Source organism: Sphingobacterium shayense (assembly GCF_013179575.1).
Lineage (GTDB): Bacteria > Bacteroidota > Bacteroidia > Sphingobacteriales > Sphingobacteriaceae > Sphingobacterium > Sphingobacterium shayense.
In genome coordinates this window covers 1-2489 of the sequence record NZ_JABMCQ010000284.1, presented here as the reverse complement: position 1 = coordinate 2489, position 2489 = coordinate 1, and the positions used below count along the sequence as shown (strand labels likewise).

The following is a 2489-nucleotide window of genomic DNA, read 5'->3' as shown; positions in this document are numbered from 1 at the left end:
TAAAGTCTTTTCGACAGACATTACCGCGGTCCAATGAACAACAACCAACTTAGGTGTAATTGTCGCAGTATTGGAATGAATGCCGTGGCGCTTCTGTAAGTATTCAATTGACAGCCGTTCACGGTGGTCATTCCACCTTATAGGACGCTGAACTATATCGGGGCGCTGTTGAGCTATACCAACCGATAAAAGACCGACCAGCAAAAAAATCATTAATGAAGCCCCTGTAAACCACCGCATAAAACAAAACTACCCAAAAATATCAGGTAGTTTTGTAAAGACTTAGTTATAGAAAATTATTGAACTTTTTTAGCGATATAATCGCTTTCATTGCTTAAACGATCAACGGCCTTCACCGCAATAGCTTTTAGAGGCTTCCCGTTCTTTTCAATAGGAAAACTCTTTTCAGAAGCATCGCCTTCCAGAATCTCGTACTCCCAATTATCACCATATTGTGCATAGGCTATCCAATGGAATACTTGCTCAGGTTGCTTATGTAACCATTTAGCAAATACACTAGAGGATTTCTTTGTAAGAAGTAACGAAGGACGTAACAATGGATTCGCAGATAACCAACTAGTATGTGGAACCAAGGCCTTAGCCTGGTACGGGCCTTCTTTAATTGCCTTTACCATACTTGGGCTCCCTGTTAAACCAGCGATACTCCAATGTATAACCCCCGCGCTATTTGGCACTATCTGGCGGGTAGCGTTAATTTGGTTCACGATCTCCTGTGGTCTATTTGCTGACTTCACAGCCACTGTATTAATTCCCGGCCAAAGGTGGCGTTTAAAAGTGTTTTCAGATTCCCACCACTTTAAAAGAGATGTAAAACTTTGTCGTTCCGGAGCTATTGGCCAATATAGCTGAGGTGTAAAATAATCCACCCAGCCTTTATTTAACCATAACTTTGCGTCGGCATAAAGCTCATCGTACTGGGAGGAACCTGTAATACCCGCAGGGTACCCCGGTTTCCAAATACCGAAAGGACTAATACCAAACTTAACGTAATTTTTTTCAGCCTTTATACCATTATACACTCTTTCTATAAAACGGTTCACATTATCCCGTCTCCAATCAGGGCGTGTTAGAGAACCACCCGTCCGACGATAGGCAGCCCACGATTCATTATCGGGAAAGTCAGCACCGCCGTTGTAGCTTGCATATGGATAGAAATAATCATCAAAATGAACACCATCGATATCATACCGTTTAACGATATCCAAAACAACTTTCGCAGCGTGATCCTGCGTCTTTGGATTTGCCGGGTCAAACCAATACATACCGTTCCGTAGACGGACAACCATATCTGGTTCTTTTTTTACTATAGACTCTTTCGTTATAGCCCCTCCTGTCGAGTGGTGTGCGCGATACGGATTGATCCATACATGAAGCTCCATTCCTCTTTTATGCGCTTCCTTAATCCAAAACTCCAAAGGATCGTAATATGGCGAAGGCCGTTTACCTATCTCCCCGGTTAAAAAATACGACCAAGGCTCATAAGGGCTGTCATATAATGCATCTCCCGAAGGGCGCACTTGAAATAGGACTGCGTTAAAATTATTTGCTTTTAGTAGATCTAAAAGCTTAATAGCTTCTTGTTTCTGGGATTCGGTCGAATAATTGCCATTTTTCGGCCAGTTTATATTAGCCACAGTCGCAATCCACGCTCCCCGGAATTCACGAGAAACCGTCGGGAGGTTAACTTTCAGCGGCGCTTCAACGACTTCCTTTTTTTCTGGCACAGCCGTCTTAGACACACCGATAGGCACGGTCGTCACCTTTTTAGTCTCCGCGATATTTCCCGATTTCATAGCGGTATCAGCTTTAACCATCTCTATCGCCGGAGACTTCAATTCTTTGGAAGTCTTTTTATTCTTGCGCGACGCGCAAGAGCTCAATAACACAGAAAATAACAGCAGAAAAATTGCTACGGAAGTTATCGGTTTTACGTTCATAGATTGCAAAACTACACTTTTTACATATAGATATGCAAACACACAGACAAATAACTGGCTTGCACTAAAAAATTACACAACCTGATTCCCTTGAAAATATACAGAGGTAATTCGAAAATCACTATCAAAAACAACAATATTCGCCTGCGACCCTGGATTGAAATTACCGATATCCGCTCGCGAAATTAATTTGGCAGGATACGTCGTGGCCATTCTTAGAGCTTCTTCCAAGGGTATATCTACGTATTTAACACAATTTGCTACCGCCTGCAAGAGCGTAAGCGCCGATCCGCTAAGCGTTCCATCAGGCAAAACATAGTGATCGTCTTTGAACACGTGCTGGTATATTCCCTTATCGCATTTGGCCACCGCATCAGTAATCAAAAATAACCGGTCTCCTAAAAGCCTTTTACTCAGTCGAACAGCATTGTAGTCAACGTGAATACCATCCACAATAATAGACGCCTTGACGGTAGGATGACAAGAAACCGCACCAGGGAGTCCCGTATCTCGGTGATGAAAGGAGGACAT

General features: G+C 42.9%; 2 protein-coding genes and 1 pseudogene. All 3 read right to left on the bottom strand.

Translation table 11 applies throughout. The features are described 5' to 3' along the window. Positions 1-240, bottom strand: a pseudogene (locus HP439_RS18705) (hypothetical protein); the annotation flags it as partial. A 56-nt stretch (positions 241-296) separates the two neighbouring features. Further along, a complete protein-coding gene (locus HP439_RS18700) occupies positions 297-1958 on the bottom strand; it encodes a glycoside hydrolase family 10-like protein (RefSeq protein ID WP_172391844.1) in 1662 nt (553 codons plus the stop codon). Positions 1959-2030: 72 nt separating this feature from the next. Beyond that, the coding region (locus HP439_RS18695) for an amidohydrolase family protein (RefSeq protein ID WP_172391843.1) at positions 2031-2489 on the bottom strand (459 nt) is incomplete at its 5' end.

Bases quoted from the DNA above. Each gene is read 5' to 3' on its own strand.
- HP439_RS18700 (WP_172391844.1), bottom strand. From the start codon at position 1,958: ATGAACGTAAAACCGATAACTTCCGTAGCAATTTTTCTGCTGTTATTT.